Source organism: Clostridium manihotivorum, assembly GCF_004015185.1.
Lineage (GTDB): Bacteria > Bacillota > Clostridia > Clostridiales > Clostridiaceae > Clostridium_AR > Clostridium_AR manihotivorum.
The window spans coordinates 4,455,494-4,471,535 of record NZ_CP025746.1; the positions used below are offsets into that span (position 1 = coordinate 4,455,494).

General features: G+C 31.1%; 12 protein-coding genes and 1 pseudogene. All 13 read right to left on the reverse strand.

Translation table 11 applies throughout. The annotated features are described in order from the left end of the window. Window positions 1–90: 90 nt before the first annotated feature. The 13 genes and pseudogenes from C1I91_RS20040 to mltG all read right to left on the reverse strand — a co-directional run bounded on the left by C1I91_RS20040 (window position 91) and on the right by mltG (window position 15,936). Window positions 91–1,308, reverse strand: a complete 1,218-nt coding sequence (locus tag C1I91_RS20040) for a glycosyltransferase family 2 protein (protein ID WP_420808483.1) — start codon at window positions 1,306–1,308, stop codon at window positions 91–93. Window positions 1,309–2,092: 784 nt separating this feature from the next. After that, entirely contained in the window at window positions 2,093–3,145 is a 1,053-nt protein-coding gene (locus C1I91_RS20045; protein WP_128214461.1) for a type IV pilus twitching motility protein PilT, read from the reverse strand. 171 nt (window positions 3,146–3,316) lie between these two features. Then, a complete protein-coding gene (sigK, locus tag C1I91_RS20050; RefSeq protein ID WP_420808484.1) occupies window positions 3,317–3,967 on the reverse strand; it encodes an RNA polymerase sporulation sigma factor SigK in 651 nt (216 codons plus the stop codon). 406 nt (window positions 3,968–4,373) lie between these two features. Continuing rightward, a complete protein-coding gene (locus C1I91_RS20055; RefSeq protein ID WP_275051631.1) occupies window positions 4,374–5,720 on the reverse strand; it encodes an MATE family efflux transporter in 1,347 nt (448 codons plus the stop codon). A gap of 182 nt (window positions 5,721–5,902) precedes the next feature. Next, a complete protein-coding gene (locus C1I91_RS20060) occupies window positions 5,903–7,441 on the reverse strand; it encodes a helix-turn-helix domain-containing protein (RefSeq protein WP_128214464.1) in 1,539 nt (512 codons plus the stop codon). Between the two features lie 8 nt (window positions 7,442–7,449). Next, window positions 7,450–8,510, reverse strand: a protein-coding gene (locus C1I91_RS20065; protein ID WP_128212147.1) for an IS630 family transposase whose coding sequence is annotated in 2 segments (ribosomal slippage) — window positions 7,450–8,171 and window positions 8,171–8,510 — 1,062 coding nt in all. Because the reading frame shifts where the segments join, the coding sequence is not laid out codon by codon here. An 81-nt stretch (window positions 8,511–8,591) separates the two neighbouring features. After that, a pseudogene (locus tag C1I91_RS20070) lies at window positions 8,592–9,170 on the reverse strand (cupin domain-containing protein); the annotation flags it as partial. Between the two features lie 16 nt (window positions 9,171–9,186). Then, on the reverse strand, window positions 9,187–9,945 hold the full coding sequence (locus C1I91_RS20075; protein WP_128214466.1) for a LamB/YcsF family protein: 759 nt from the start codon (window positions 9,943–9,945) through the stop codon (window positions 9,187–9,189). A 774-nt stretch (window positions 9,946–10,719) separates the two neighbouring features. Continuing rightward, window positions 10,720–12,336, reverse strand: a complete 1,617-nt coding sequence (locus tag C1I91_RS20080) for a penicillin-binding transpeptidase domain-containing protein (protein ID WP_164880601.1) — start codon at window positions 12,334–12,336, stop codon at window positions 10,720–10,722. A 58-nt stretch (window positions 12,337–12,394) separates the two neighbouring features. Next, a complete protein-coding gene (gene udk / locus C1I91_RS20085) occupies window positions 12,395–13,015 on the reverse strand; it encodes a uridine kinase (protein WP_128214468.1) in 621 nt (206 codons plus the stop codon). Continuing rightward, window positions 13,015–14,241 (reverse strand): peptidase U32 family protein, encoded by a 1,227-nt coding sequence (locus C1I91_RS20090; protein ID WP_128214469.1) that lies wholly within the window; start codon window positions 14,239–14,241, stop codon window positions 13,015–13,017. Before C1I91_RS20090 ends, udk begins: the two co-directional genes overlap by 1 nt. 5 nt (window positions 14,242–14,246) lie before the next feature. Continuing rightward, window positions 14,247–14,891 carry an O-methyltransferase gene (locus C1I91_RS20095; RefSeq protein WP_128214470.1) on the reverse strand — a complete coding sequence of 215 codons (645 nt, stop codon included), beginning with the start codon at window positions 14,889–14,891 and terminating at the stop codon, window positions 14,247–14,249. Window positions 14,892–14,919: 28 nt separating this feature from the next. Next, complete coding sequence (mltG, locus tag C1I91_RS20100; protein ID WP_128214471.1) at window positions 14,920–15,936, reverse strand: endolytic transglycosylase MltG; 1,017 nt, start codon at window positions 15,934–15,936, stop codon at window positions 14,920–14,922. Window positions 15,937–16,042: the final 106 nt, after the last annotated feature.

Below are 16,042 nucleotides of genomic sequence, written 5' to 3' on the forward strand. Positions count from 1 at the left end.
CATAAAAAAAAATAGTAGTAAATTATGGCAAGGGTTTTTCGCCGTTAATTTGCGCCTTATATAGTAAAAAAACTCTGCAGCCGCAGAGTTTTAATTTGCTTTTTCTAGATCATTTATGTTTATGCTTCTTGTATGAACGGTATGTGACCATTCCTTATTGTTTTTATTTGCAATTCCTTGAATACATATAGGTAGCCAAGTTATGCTAAATATAGGGTATATAAGGTAATATAAGAATATCTTTGGCGATAACTTACCGTCTAACAATAATAAAAATGGTGTGTATATAAATTGAATCAATATGAAAAGCAATGCTCCCACAGTAAGTAATATAGAGTGTAAACTTGCATTAACTGAATTAATAGTATGGAATAAGTCTATTGCTTTACTTGAAAAATCTAGTATGTTAGGTACTATATTAATTATCATAGCTACACCTAAAAGTATAATCACTATAGGCTGTATACTATACAAAGCACAATCAAAGGCAATAAAACTACGATCCTTTATAGCTTTCTTTACAAGTTTCCAGAAATATCTTGAAGAAACATCTGCAAAACCTTGCATCCATCTCTTTCTTTGAGCCCAAGACTGCGCTAAGGTTAATGGTTTTTCATCATAAACCACTGCCTCGTGAGCCCAACCAACCTTATGTCCGTTTAGCACTAGCTTACAAGTAAATTCTAAGTCTTCAGTAAGACAAGTTGCCCCCCAACCTAAAGTTCTTAAAGCTTCTGTTTCTATACAAAAACCTGTACCGCCTAATTGATTTGATAGCCCTAAATTACTTCTTGAAAGCTGAAACATTCTGTTAGAAGACCAGAATGAAATAGAGTAACTTCCTGTTATCCAAGTATCTTTAGGATTTTTACTATCTAAGAATCCTTGAACAACTTTATATCCTTTTAAAAACATCCTATTCATTTCAGTCAAGAAATTTTTAGATACTAAATTATCAGCATCAAAAACCGCTACAGCATCATATTTCTTTTCCATCTTAAAAATATTATCAAACATCCACTCTAAAGCGTAGCCTTTTCCTCTTTTTTCTTTGTCAAATCTCTCAAATACATTTGCCCCAAGTTTTCTTACTTTTTCTGCTGTTTTATCAGTACAATTATCTGCAATTACGAAAACATCATACATCTCTTTTGGATAGTTTAATTCACTTAAACTTTGTATAATATCTCCTATTACAGTTTCTTCATTGTGTGCTGCAACAACTAATGCAAAAGTTTTTTGGGGTTTTATATTATCTTTCTTTTTAATTCTTATAATACCAAATAACGAGAGCACTAAGTAATACATTGTTAATACAAATACTACATTTGAAAAGATTCCTAAAAATACTTCAAACGAACTTTTTATAATATCCATTAATATTCCCCCCTAGTTCATAGTTATTTTAGCATAAAATAACTTTAAATACTATATGTGCTCATTAAATTTAATTATTTTTAATATCCATAATGATACCACTAGTTTCCATACATATATTATACTTCTAAGAAGTGTAATTCAAGGCCTATTCATTCATTTATTTATTATATTGAGCATTTATTAATAAAATTATATATTTTTTACAATATAATGCCATTAATCGCTAATAGAGGCACTTTGCGGCCTATAGACAAACTTTATATTTATACAATAATATGATATAATATTATCAGAAAATTCAGCAAGGAGGTCTTAATATGTTGTGAGCTTGTGAAAAGGGATTTAAAAGCTCTCTATTTCACAGATTTGATGAATCCTTTGGCTAAGTATTTTTATTAAAAATCTTAGTATATTAAGGAGGATTTATCATGAAAAGGGATTTAATTTTAAAATTAATAGAATCCATTTCGAATAATTATGAGCAAGAACTGCATAATTATTGTATAAAATTTCTTGATTATATGTCTTATTAGACTGAACATATACAAGACTCTAACTCTATCATTTCCGAAAATATTTTTTTTATTTTCTTTTATGATCTCGGCAAATTAATAAACCGTTCATCCGCATATTTTTTCTGCATACTTATCCACTGTAGATATAATCTCTTAAAAAATAAAATCAAAGGCAACTCTATGAGAGTTGCCTTTGATTACATCATCATTAACCTACTTATCATTTCCCTATCTACTGAAAAACTTAAAGCAGTCTCTTCACTTATAACACCTTTTCTATATAATTCTGCAAGCATCATATCCATAGTCTTCATTCCGTACTTACCACCAGTTTGAACTGAAGATTCAATCTGATGAGTCTTACCTTCTCTTATTAGATTTTGGATAGCAGGAGTTGTCACCATAGTCTCTAAAGCTGCAGTTCTTCCACCTTGATTTGTAGGAACTAACTGTTGAGAAACGATTCCCTGTAATACTGCCGAAAGCTGTATTCTAATTTGTTGCTGTTGATGTGGAGGAAAAACATCAACTATTCTATCAATTGTTTTGGCAGCTCCTATGGTATGTAAAGTCGAAAGAACTAGATGACCAGTTTCTGCTGCAGTTATTGCTATTGCAATAGTCTCAAGATCTCTCATCTCTCCTACAAGAATTACATCTGGATCCTCTCTTAAAATAGCTCTAAGTGCATTATCATATGATTTACTATCTTTACCTATTTCTCTTTGATTTATAATACACTTATTATGTTTATGTAAAAATTCTATTGGATCTTCTAAAGTTATTACGTGCGCTTCTCTTGTTTGATTTATTTCATTTATCATAGCTGCTAATGTAGTACTCTTACCGCTTCCAGTTGGACCAGTAACCAGAACTAAACCTCTTTTTCTTTGACAAAGTTCTTTTAGAAGACCTGGGTGCCCAAGTTCATTTAGAGTAGGAATTCTTAGTGCAATAACTCTGATTGCAAGAGCATGACTATTTCTTTGCTTAAATACATTTACTCTAAAACGCCCAAGGCCTGCAATTGAATAAGAAGTATCAAATTCTCCAGCTTCATCATATCTATCAAAGCTATCTTCTAATATCTCTCTTGCATAAGCTTCTGTGTCATTTGGCATCAATTTGTTTTGAGCTATCTTAACCAAATTGCCATTTACTCTTATAGTCGGAGGTATACCTACTGTAAGATGAAGATCAGATGCGCCTTCCTCGATTGTTTTTGATAATAATTCCTTTAATGTTATCACTGCTTATCCTCCTCATGTCATTTATAAATAAGTATATCTTTAATTATACAAATTAACCGTGTATAAATCAAAACATATAAATTTTGAAATCTTTAGTTTCATCATAAGTTTACTAATTCGATAAAATCGGCTAAACTCCTCTAAATATTTCAGAAGAATTTAGCCAAATGTCTACTTTTTGCTATTAAGTTCCTTAAATAGTTTTTTAAGGGCTTTCTTTTCAATTCTTGAAACATAAGACCTCGATATCCCTAACAATCCTGCAATCTCTCTCTGGGTTTTTGAATGACCGTCGATAAGACCATACCTCATCTCGATTATTTCCTTTTCTCTTGTAGACAGTACAGAATTCATCTTGGTATAAAGTGATCTAATCTGCAGATTACTTTCAACAGTTTCTAAAACTGAATCATTTTCACTACTTAAGACATCAATGAGGCATATTTCATTTCCTTCTTTATCAACCCCTATGGGATCTTGCAAGAAAACCTCTCCTTTTACTTTCTTATTATTTCTAAAAAGCATTAAGATTTCATTCTCAATGCATCGTGCTGCATAAGTAGCAAGTCTAGTTCCCTTGGAAGAATCGTAAGAATCTATAGCTTTAATGAGTCCCACTGTTCCAATAGAAATTAGATCATCTAAATCTTTATTTTGAAATGAGTACTTTTTTACAATGTGTGCAACAAGCCTTAAATTTCTTTCTACCAATATGTTCTTAGCATTAGAATCTCCACTTTTTAGCTTTTCTATATACATTTCCTCTTCTTTTTCATCTAGCGGTTGTGGAAATGTAGTATTCCCGGTTATATAACCAGACATCAGAACTATGTTGCCAATCACATCAATGAAATAACTAAAAATAAACACAGATGCTCCTCCTATTAGTGCTTATTAATATATTATGAGAAAAGTATGTACTTGTTTCCTACTGAAGATAATATTTTGTTATTGTAATTAATTCAAAAATAGTTCTAAAATATATGTGCTATCCTTTATACTCCATTAATTTCCAAGGCAATCTCATACATATACTAATTCGAAATTAAATAAAAAAGTCGCTGAAGGGACATTGATATAGCTAGGTTCAGCTAAGAAAAATTTTCAAATTTACTAGACATAAAAAAAAGATAAGCTTATTTGCTCATCTTTTCTATTCACCAATAATATATCATTATAATGTTATTCATTTTTTATTAACCAATAAGAGACATTATTTATATATATTTTATTTTTTCAAAGTTACTAGTAAAGCTGCTGGAACAAATACAGTCTTATGCTCTTCAGAAGTTGCTTTCTTTATAAAGTGTATTGAAGTAATTGCAGATATAATATCCGAAACAGGATACGCAATCCACGCTCCTACTATACCAAATAATTGAACAAATAGTATTGATATAGGTATAAAAATAACTAATTGTCTATATATAGATAGTAAGAAAGACCTTTTAGCTTCATCTATAGCTTGATAGTAATATATACATATATAATATATGCCTATGGTTGGTATTATGGATATGCATATTCTAAAAGCCATTACCGCTTGTTTTAATAGTTCTCCGTCCTTTAAAAAGAATCCTATTAGAGAACTTGCCATAGTCATTAAGACAATCCAGAAACTTATGGATGCTATTATTACCGCTATTATGGCCGTTTTAAGTGCCTCTTTCATTTTCTTATGGTTTCCAGCTCCGTAATTATAGGCTACTATTGGTTGCATAGCAGAACTTATACCTATTATAGTAATAAACATAAACATTGATATTTTAGTTATGACACCAACAATTATAATAGCACTATCTCCACCATGAGATACCAGAAGATTGTTTAAAATTACTGATACCACTGCATCAGATATTTCTATTATAAATGTGGAGAAACCTATAGTCACTATGCTCAATATCACTTCTTTTGTTATAGAATTTTTTATATATTTAAAGGAAAAATCTATTTTAAAATTTTCTTTAACACTTCTAAATTTATATAAAGTAAAAGCAAATGCAACTATTTGAGATATAACAGTAGCTATAGCAGCTCCTTTTACTCCATAGTTTAGTAAAACTACTAAAAGATAATTTATTGCTATATTGATTAAAGAACCTAGAATGTTAGAATATAGAGATATTCTCGTATTTCCGAGAGCATTCATGATATAGCATAGCACTGTAGAAAGGCATTGAAAGATTCCGCCAATTAGTATTATTGATATATATTGATCTGCTGAGGAAAAGGTATTGCTGCTAGCACCTAGTGCATTTATTATGGAGGATTTAAATAGGAATACTATTAGTATAACTAATGTCAAAGATACGGTAGTTAAAACTATAGCATTTATTATTGTTTGTCTTAAGTGTTCAAGGTTCTTTTCTCCTAAACCTCTAGATACTGAAGTAGAAGCTCCTATAGCTATTAACATGCCTATAGCTATCATAAGTCTCTGTATAGGAAAGGCTATGGTTAAACCACCTATGGCATCAGCTCCAACATATCTTCCAACAAACACTGTATCAACCATATTATATAGCTCTAATACTAGTAGCGAAATAATCGCTGGAAGTGCAAACTTTAATAGCACCTTACTTACTTTTCCGTCATTATAGATCTTTTCATTTATCCCAATGGACTCACCTCTTTTTCTTTATACTTAGATTATAAGCCATTTACAGGGATTTTTTAACTCACTTAACTGCTTGGTTAAAGGTACATTTAAGGTTTTATAACAAAATGAACTTTATCTAGGAAAAGCACAAAAACACCTTACTTAAGGTGTTTTTGTACTTCTTTTATCATTATTAGTATAGCTCCATAACCTTGAAGCTTAGCCTGTAGATTTAAAACTGCACTTTTCTTAGCGAATTTAAACTCAATTTGAGGAAAAGATGTCTTTAAAAGTATCTCCTTCTCTTCTTTATTAAGTCTAACCGGCTTTCCCATGTCTAGCCAGTAGTTATATGAAGATCCAACCTCTTCATCTATCAAATAAGAAGTTATTCTAGTTGCAGAAGGTATCTTCATAAGGTTTAAAGAAAACTTCTTTTCCGTTGAATTCTTTAGTCCTCTAAGCTTTGAGTATCTTTTTAATTGAATAAGGTTAGATATCTCTTCGTTATAACTATATAATAGGATTTGATACTCTCCTTCCTTTTTTGTTACTATATATCCATTATCCTTAGCCACAATAGTATCTCCAAGCTTGTTAAGAAGATAGTAGGAATAGAAGGAAGCCTTTCGTATACCTTTATCATTTACCATTCCTGGATATCCAAAGAATACCTCATTAGTTAAGTGAGGTTGACTATCCAACACATCAAAAGCTCTTAAACTATTTTGTTTACTATTGTTATTTAATTGATTTTGTATTATGAAAGGGAGCATATAGGACGTATCATATATTGGGTCAACGCTCATTTCATCGTTATATAGCTCTTTTATAACCTCTAGTTCAAACTCTTCAACCAATATTTTTTCAGCTTCTTCTAGGTTCTCTATTAAGGTACTTGAGACGAATTGAAAAGCAAAGTCTTGAAGGTTTAAACCTTCAAACTTTGAGAAAAAATCTAAGAAGGAGTGTAACCCATCTAAAAACTCCTCTTTTGTGACTTCCTTATCATCAAGCACTATTAACGGTCTAACACCTATACCATCTAAATATTCTAACACTGATACAGTTCTACTCCAGTTATAGAATTTTGCTTTTGGGAAAATACCCATATCAGCAGAAAATATATTTTGCAATCTTGCATATTTAAATCCTATCTCATATTGTATCTCTTCAAAAATATCCTTATTATCTTCTAAAAGGAGCTCAAAGGCATTTCCTACATTTATTACATTCTTAAAGTCCTTCTCGAACTCACCAATTTCTTCACTTACATCTATATTAATTTTGTTAATTTTATCTTCATAGTTGAATCTATCATAATCTTCAAGGTAATACATAACGTATTCTATTGCATCTTTCAAATCATGATATTTTATTTTTTTATGCTTATCTAAGGTCTCCTCATCGGCTTTATACTTCTTTCGATAATTTAATGGTGTAGTTTTATAATACAATTTAAAGTTTTTATTATAATACCTAGTATGAGAAAAACCAACTTCTTCTGATATTTCGGATATTGTCTTATCACTATCCAAAAGAAGCTTCACAGACTCCTCAACCCTTGTAAGATTTATTAATTCAGTAAAGCTATAACCAGTAGAGTACTTTATTTCATGGGATAAATAATGGGTACTTAAAAACTCCTTATCAGCTATATCTTGAAGAGTTATATTATTATTGTATATATATTTCAATAAAACTTCTACATTTTAATGCATAGCCTGTCTATGATTTCTGTAGGGGTTTTATTTATATGTGTAATAAACCTTTGCACTGCTTCGCTTACCCTAGATAAGGTAGGATAGAATGCATTATTAATTATTCTTGACTTAAGCCACCCCCATAACCCCTCTATCAAATTAAGTTCTGGACTATATGGTGGTAAAAATACTAACTCTAATCTATTTTTATTCTCATATAAAAAGGGCTCAAGTAGTTTTGCATGATGTATTCTTGCATTATCTAGTATCATTACGATTTTACCCGTAGGGTATTGTTCTAGTATACACTTTAAGAATCTTTCAAATACAACTGCATCATACCTCTCATGCTCTTCACAATATACTTTTCCTGTACCATAATCCAATATCCCTATTAATTTTACTCCAGCATTTTTACCGTAGGTTGGGATTTTACGTCGCTGACCTTTCTTAAACCAAGTTTTCTGTATAGCTTGATAGTCTCTTATCATGGATTCATCTTCGAACAGAAGATGCGCTAGCTCCCCATTAATTAGTTTTTTTAGGTCTTCAAAAGTTACCTTAAATTCTTCTTGCTTTTCTTTATCAGCTTTTTTTAGTACGTAGGTTGGTCTTGTATAGCTTAGATTTAATCTATGCAAAATTTCATGGATTCCCCTGTGACTCATGGTTATACAAAATGTTTTAATCACCCACTGCCTAATTATTTCAATAGTCCAGTTTTTCTAGATTCAAACCCGACTTCGTCAGGAGTTTTATTTGTTACAATTTCAACTATCATGGCTTCTTGGTCTTTACTCAATTTTCTGGGAGCTCCTGTACTATGCTTCATTACTAAGCCTAGCAATCCTTTAGCTTTGTAGTTTTTAATGTAGTCTCCGACTGTATGTTGATCTAAAGAAACCATTTTAGCAATATCAACATTTGAAGCACCTTCCAAGTGCCTTAATATTACTAGGTATCTTTTATACATTCGTACATTTTTAGTTTCCTTCATAATTGACTTTAATTCATTAATTTTTTCATTTAATTCTAATGTATTATTTGAATAAATATTATCCATATAAATCACAACCTTTTAAATATTATTGTAATTATTTTGCACTTATTTGCGATTTATATATTTGGTAATATTCTACTATGAATTTTTATTATTGAAATTTATATAATTGTTATAGATATACTTTGAAATTCTATGATATCTATCCAATTGCTCGTCATTCTCTCTTAGCTCTTCTTGCTCATGCATAAGGTAGTGGAAATTATTAATTAGATGATATAAAAGTTCTACCAATGTATTTTCTATCTCTTCATCATAGTTATCACTTTTTTGAACTAATTCACAAAGCAGTATACTCAAGAAGGTTCTAAGTTCATCATACTCCTCACTTTCTTGTGCGCCTTCTTCACTAGAGTTTGTGTAGAAGAACATGTTTTTAATATCATTATAATATTTTTCAAAAAAATAAGGATCTATATGAAAAATTAAAACCCTATTATCTTTATCCTTTGAAAATATACGGTGAGCTTCATCAACATTTACAATCTCAACTTCATTTTCTACTAGTTCATAAGTTCCTGCATTTATATTTACTGATATACTTCCTTTAAGTACATATAAAACTTCTATATAGTTATGCCAATGAAGGGGGTATTCCTCTACAGTGGCAAGTTCTACATTTACCGGTATTCCTGTAGAAAAATCAATATACTCTCTTCTCATAAAATATTTTCTCCTATTATCTTAGACTTTTAACCTGTACGCCTGACATAGATAAAGCCTCGTTAATTTCCTTTGCAAATATCAAAGCTTTTTCTCCATCTCCATGAATGCAAACCGTATGGGCCTCAATTGATATTTCTTCACCTTGAAGTGATGCAACTTTACCTTCAGTTATCATTTTTATAACCTGCTTTATAGCATTTTTATCTGAAGAAATTAGAGCCTTAGGGTTACTTCTTGGAGTTAGTGAACCATCGTTTTGATAAGTTCTATCAGCAAAAACTTCACTGGCAGTTCTAATCCCTACGGTTTGACCTGCTTTTATCATCTCACTACCAGATAATCCAAATAGTATAAGCTCCGAATCCACGTCATATACTGCTTTAGCTATAGATTCAGCTAAAGCCCTATCCTTAGCAGCCATGTTATATAATGCTCCATGTGGCTTAACGTGATTCATTCTTCCTCCTTCGGCTTTTACAAATCCATATAATGCTCCTATTTGATAAACCATTAAATCGTAAACTTCTTCCGGAGAAATAATTATATTTCTTCTTCCAAAACCTGATAAGTCTTGAAAACCTGGATGAGCACCTATAGCTACATTATTTTCAAGAGCCATTTCTACTGTTTTTCTCATTATAGATGGATCACCAGCATGAAAGCCACAAGCAATATTGGCAGAAGAAATAAACTTAATAATTTCCTTATCATTTCCAAGCTTATAAGCGCCAAAACTTTCTCCCATATCGCAATTTATATCAACATTGTACATAATTATCTCTCCTTTAATGGATTTATTGAGGCCAATGCTATCAGTCCTCTGTTAAACAAAACCTTAACATATGGCAAATCTAGTAAACTACTTGTCCTGCTAATTATAATATCTATTATATCATTAAACTCAAGAATAATTTATCCCCTGATTAAATGTTTAATAGTAAAAAAGCTCACTGAAGCGCCTTTCTTCAGTGAGCTTTTTTTTGCGCATCTGCCTTTTCTGAACGTATGTGAAGAAATTCTGGCAGGCGACTAAATTCAACTTTTTTACGTATTTTCTAACAAGCTATTATAAACTCTTGATATCATAGATTAAAAAAAAATTTTTATTCTTACTATATAGTATAAAAAAGTCACTGAAGCGCCTTTCTTCAGTGAGCTTTTTTTTTGCGCATCTGCCTTTTCTGAACGTATGTGAAGAAATTCTGGCAGGCGACTAAATTCAACTTTTTTACGTATTTTCTAACAAGCTATTATAAACTCTTGATATCATAGATTAAAAAAAATTTTTATTCTTACTATATAGTATAAAAAAGTCACTGAAGCGCCTTTCTTCAGTGAGCTTTTTTTTGCGCATCTGCCTTTTCTGAACGTATGTGAAGAAATTCTGGCAGGCGACTAAATTCAACTTTTTTACGTATTTTCTAACAAGCTATTATAAACTCTTGATATCATAGATTAAAAAAAAATTTTTATTCTTACTATATAGTAAAAAAGTATTCCTTGTATAAAATAACATACTAGGAATACTCAACTATCGATATACATGCTACTTATCAGTTTTAGCTAAACTTAAAACTATGTCCTTAAATACTGGTGCAGCACTGGCATTACCATTCTTTCCAATACTGCTGTTTTGATTTATATATGGTACCATAACTACTAATGAGTAGTAATTTCCATTAAGTTTAAAATATCCTGCAAACCAACCATGATTCTTATCATTTTCACCTTCTGCAGTACCTGTCTTACCACCAGTCTCAATTCCATCTATTCTAGCATTAGATCCTGTTCCTTTATTTTCAGTTACTACGCCTCTCATATCAGCCAAAACAGTTTTAGCTATATCTGGTTTTATGACCTGAGTTCCCTCTGGCATAAATTTTTGAACTATAGTACCATCGTTTTGAACAAACTCATCTACTATATATGGTTTATTATAAGTACCATTATTAGCAGCTGTAGCCACTACTGCTGCCATCTGTAATGGAGTTACATTCAAGGTCTGCCCCATGGAAACATTACCTATTCCATTTTCCTCTTTTGGTTCTATTCCTTTACCTTCATATTGTAAGTTTAATACTTTGGAAAACAACCCTTGCTTTTTTGCCATTTCAATCAATGGTATGAAGCCTACCTTAAAACCTATCTTTCTAAAAACAGTATTACAAGACTCTAAAAATGCATCATGGGCTGTAAGTAATCCATGAGGATAGTTCTTCCCCTCTTTAAAGCAGTATCTTCCATCACATAAGAAAGTATCATCTTTTTTTAGATCTCCGTAAGTATATCCAGATTCCTCGGTTATGATTTTAAAAGTAGACCCTGGTTCAAAACTTTGATTTTGAATACCTATAGTAATATTAGGCTGAGACTCATCTTTCTGAGCCAGAGCTTTAACCTTTCCGGTTTTAGCTTCTATAAGCGCTATACCAATATTAGGCACATCCTTATATTTATCACTATTTAGAACTTTTCTTATGGAATCCTGCCAATCCTTATTCAAGGTGAGTTTAACATTTACATTTGTGCTTGGTGCATCATAGTTCTTTAAGGAATATATACCATTACTATTGAGTAAATTATATACAGATGGAACCTTATTATTTTTGGTATAATCATATATCAAATGCTCTAAAGTACCTGAATCCTTTAACTGTTTGCTATCAGTTTTATTTAAATCTGATATTATATTCTCTATCTTCCAAGCCTCAGTTCTATCTACACTGGAGGTTGTATACCAATATAGACCCTTCATTGATTTTAATTCTTTCACTTTATTATAACTATCTTCACTTACTGTGTAATATATCTTTCCAGTAGTCTTTAATATATCTTTATAAGAGAAATTCTTAACTTCATTTTTCATAATATAACTTAAGGCTAAAAGATTTCTAAGGTTATTTTCAGTACTATTTAACTTAAATACCATTGCATCAATAACTACAACATATTTTTTATTATAGGAAAGTAAGTTCTTACTATTTTCATCAAGAAGATTGAATTTGCTATCGGAAGTGCTATCAACTTGTACATTATGATTATAATCATTTTCTACAGCACTAGGATTATACTTGCTTCCTACATAAAAAAGTCTAAATACTAAAACTATAAAGGCAACTATTACAATATCTACTACTACAATAAATCTTTTTTTACTTAACATAAAAACACCCCTCTGCTGAATTCTAGCCATTAGGGGGGTGTTTTATTCAATAATATTTTTATTTAAGTAAAATTTGTTTTATCTTTGCTACAAGTATATCTATAGCAACCTTATTATGTCCACCTTCTGGTATTATTAAATCTGCATATCTTTTCGTAGGTTCAGTAAACTGAAGATGCATAGGTCTAACAACACTTAAATATTGGTTTATAACTGAATCTACAGTTCTCTCTCTCTCAGTTATATCCCTTTGAAGTCTACGTATTATTCTAACATCTGAATCCGTATCTACATAAATTTTAATATCTAATAGATCTCTTATTCTGCTATCTTCTAGAACAAGAATCCCCTCGACTATTATTATATCCTTTGAGTCTACAGTAACCGTCTCTGTTACTCTATTATGAATAGAAAAATCATATCTAGGTTTTTCTATGCTTTTTCCTTCAATAAGATCTTTTAGATGTTCCACTAGTAAATCATTATCAAAAGCATCCGGATGATCATAGTTAGTTTTTTGTCTATCTTCCATAGATAAATAACTTTGATCTTTATAATACGAGTCTTGCTCTATCATCGCAATACAGGTTTGATCAAATTTGTTGTAAATTTCTTTAGCAATTGTGCTTTTACCAGAACCTGTTCCACCTGTAATTCCAATTAAAATCGGCTTAGACATTAGTTTGCCCCCTTACTCTTTATAAGCATATCCTTTTCTTTTAGCTCTGTTTCTGAAGTTATGGTAAATATCATTTGTGCCCTAGGAGCAACTTCAATCTTGTTGCCTGCTTCATCCTTCATATCAAGTAATGATACTTCAAAACCATCACCTACTGGTCTAAGCACTTCAACTACATCATTTTCAAAAACCCTGTTCTTTTGTTCTATAGTAGCTATCTTAGTTTCCTTATCATAAGCTTTAACTACACCAACTATATCATAATCCCTTACATAAGAAGAAGTATCATATACTTGCTTATTCTTTTCTCCAAAATAGAATCCAGTATGATAGCTTCTATGGCTAACCTTAGTAACAATGTCAAGCCATTCTTGCTTAAATTCATAGTTTTCTGGATCTGCCCAGTATGCATCTAACGCCTGTCTATATGCTTTTACAACAGCAGCTACATAATAAGAACTCTTCATTCTTCCTTCTATTTTAAAGGAGTAAATACCGCTCTTTACAAGCTCTGGAATATGTTCTATCATACATAAATCCTTAGAGTTCATTATATAAGTACCTTTTTCATCTTCAAATACAGGGAAGTATTCTCCTGGTCTCTTTTCTTCAACCAAATAATATTTATATCTACATGGCTGAGCGCAAGCTCCTCTATTAGAATCTCTACCTGTCATGTAATTTGAAATTAAGCATCTTCCTGAATAAGACATACACATTGATCCATGAACAAAGGCCTCGATATCACAATCTTCTGGTATTTTTGAGGTTATGCTTTCTATTTCTTGCATGGATAATTCTCTTGCTAGAACCACTCTTTTAGCACCTTGATCATACCAGAACTTTGCAGACCTCCAGTTAACATTGTTAGCCTGAGTACTTATATGTATTTCCATGTCTGGAACTACCTCTCTAGCTATAGAGAATATGGCTAAGTCAGCAACTATAATAGCATCAATACCTAAATCCTGTAGATTTCTTAAATAATCTTCTACCCCAACTAAATCTCCGTTGTGAGGAAACACGTTCATAGTTACATATACTTTCTTTCCTCTTTCATGGGCATACTTTACACCTTCACTTATTTCTTCGTTAGTGAAATTATCAGCAAAAGCTCTCAAATTAAGCTTACTTCCACCTATATATACAGCATCCGCCCCAAAATCAATAGCTGTTTTTAACTTTTCTAGACTTCCTGCAGGAGCTAGTATCTCTGGTTTTCTCATTAAAATTACCTCCTCTTTGTCACAGCTATTCCATCCCCCATAGGAATAATAGTAGTGATTAAATCTTTATCCTTAGATATTGTCTCAAGATAATCTCTCATTCTCTTAACTATAGTTATCTTTCTTCTCTTAACCAAATCATTTGTAGCAACCATACCTCTAAAAAGAACATTATCAGAAATAATTATTCCTTCCTCAGCTAAAAGTCTTAGGCAGTGTGGTAAAAAATGATTGTAATGCCCTTTACCTGCATCCATAAAAATCAAATCAAATTTGCCATCTAATTTTTCTAATATTTCTAAACAATCACCTTGGATGACCTTAATTTTATCATTAAAATTATACTTTGAAATATTATTCTCTGCAATAGATACCATATTTTCGTCACGTTCAATGGATGTTATATCTGCATTTCCATTGGCAGCTTTACTCATGAGAATAGCAGAATAACCTATAGCTGTACCAAGTTCTAATATTTTTTTAGGCTTCTTCATAGAAACCATAAATTCTAAGAACTTTCCAGCTTCTTTCTGTACTATAGGAACAGCATTTTCTTCTGCATATTTCTCTAACTCATATAGTTCATCTTCTCTGTCTCCAATGAGACCTCTAAGATATTCCTCCATGTAGTCATGTGTAATTCCACTCATATTTTCCTCCAATAGCTTTGGATAATACTTAATATCCTAATTGTTTTTTCATTTTTAAGAAATCATTGTAATCAGCAGTAAAATAATGCTCATTATTTTTTTGAAGAATATAGTATAAAAATTTAGTCTCTTCAGGTTTTACAGCTGCTACTATTGATTTTTCACCTGGATTACAAATTGGCCCCACTGGTAGCCCCTTAATTTGATAGGTATTATATGGTGATTTAACTTCTAAATCCTTATAAGTCACAACATCCTTATGTTGACCTATTGCATATAATACTGTTGAATCAATCTCAAGTTTTTTATTTATCTTCAGTCTATTTTCAATAACAGATGCAATTAAAGGTCTATCAGAATCCACCCTAGCTTCCTTCTCTATCATTGATGCCTTATTTATAATATCCTCGTACTGACTATCATCAAAAGAAATGTTGGTTTCTTTTTTAATTTGATTCATCACCTGTTGGAATCTTATAAGCATAGTTAATATTATATCCTCAGATTTGTCAGTTTTCTTAAAGAAGTATGTATCTGGAAATAAAAAACCTTCTAACTGATATCTCTTATCTTTATTTTCTTTTACGAAATCAGGTAAAGGATACTTCTTCAACTCCGCCAAAAATTCATCTTTAGTGGTTAAGCCTGTTTTTTCAACCCTTGCCGCGATTTCTTCTACGTTTAATCCTTCTGGGATCGTCAACTTTATGTTATGTCCACCTTCTCTTAGCAAATTTATAATTTTATCTAAGGAAGTTCCGATCAATATTTCATATGTACCAGGTTGAATGTCTCCACCAATTTTATTTTTCTTTATGTAGTACTTTGTTGCAAATAAACTCTTAAGTGAGTTTTCTTTATCAAGACTTTCAAATACGTCGTAAAGGCTTTCCCCTTGCTTTACCACAACAGTTACAGTACTGCCCTTTCCTTGAAGCGGAGCATTGATAGCTCTTAAATATTTTATATACACAAAAGTAGCAACGATAAGAGCTATAACTATAAAGGAAGAAATAAAAATTAAAGGCTTTTTAAAGTTTCTCATAAAGTCCCCCTATTTTTTTCTATATGTATATTATATTTATATATAAGTTCACAAAAATCAATTATTAAACTATACTTTTCCCACAACAACAGTGCTGCTTAATTGT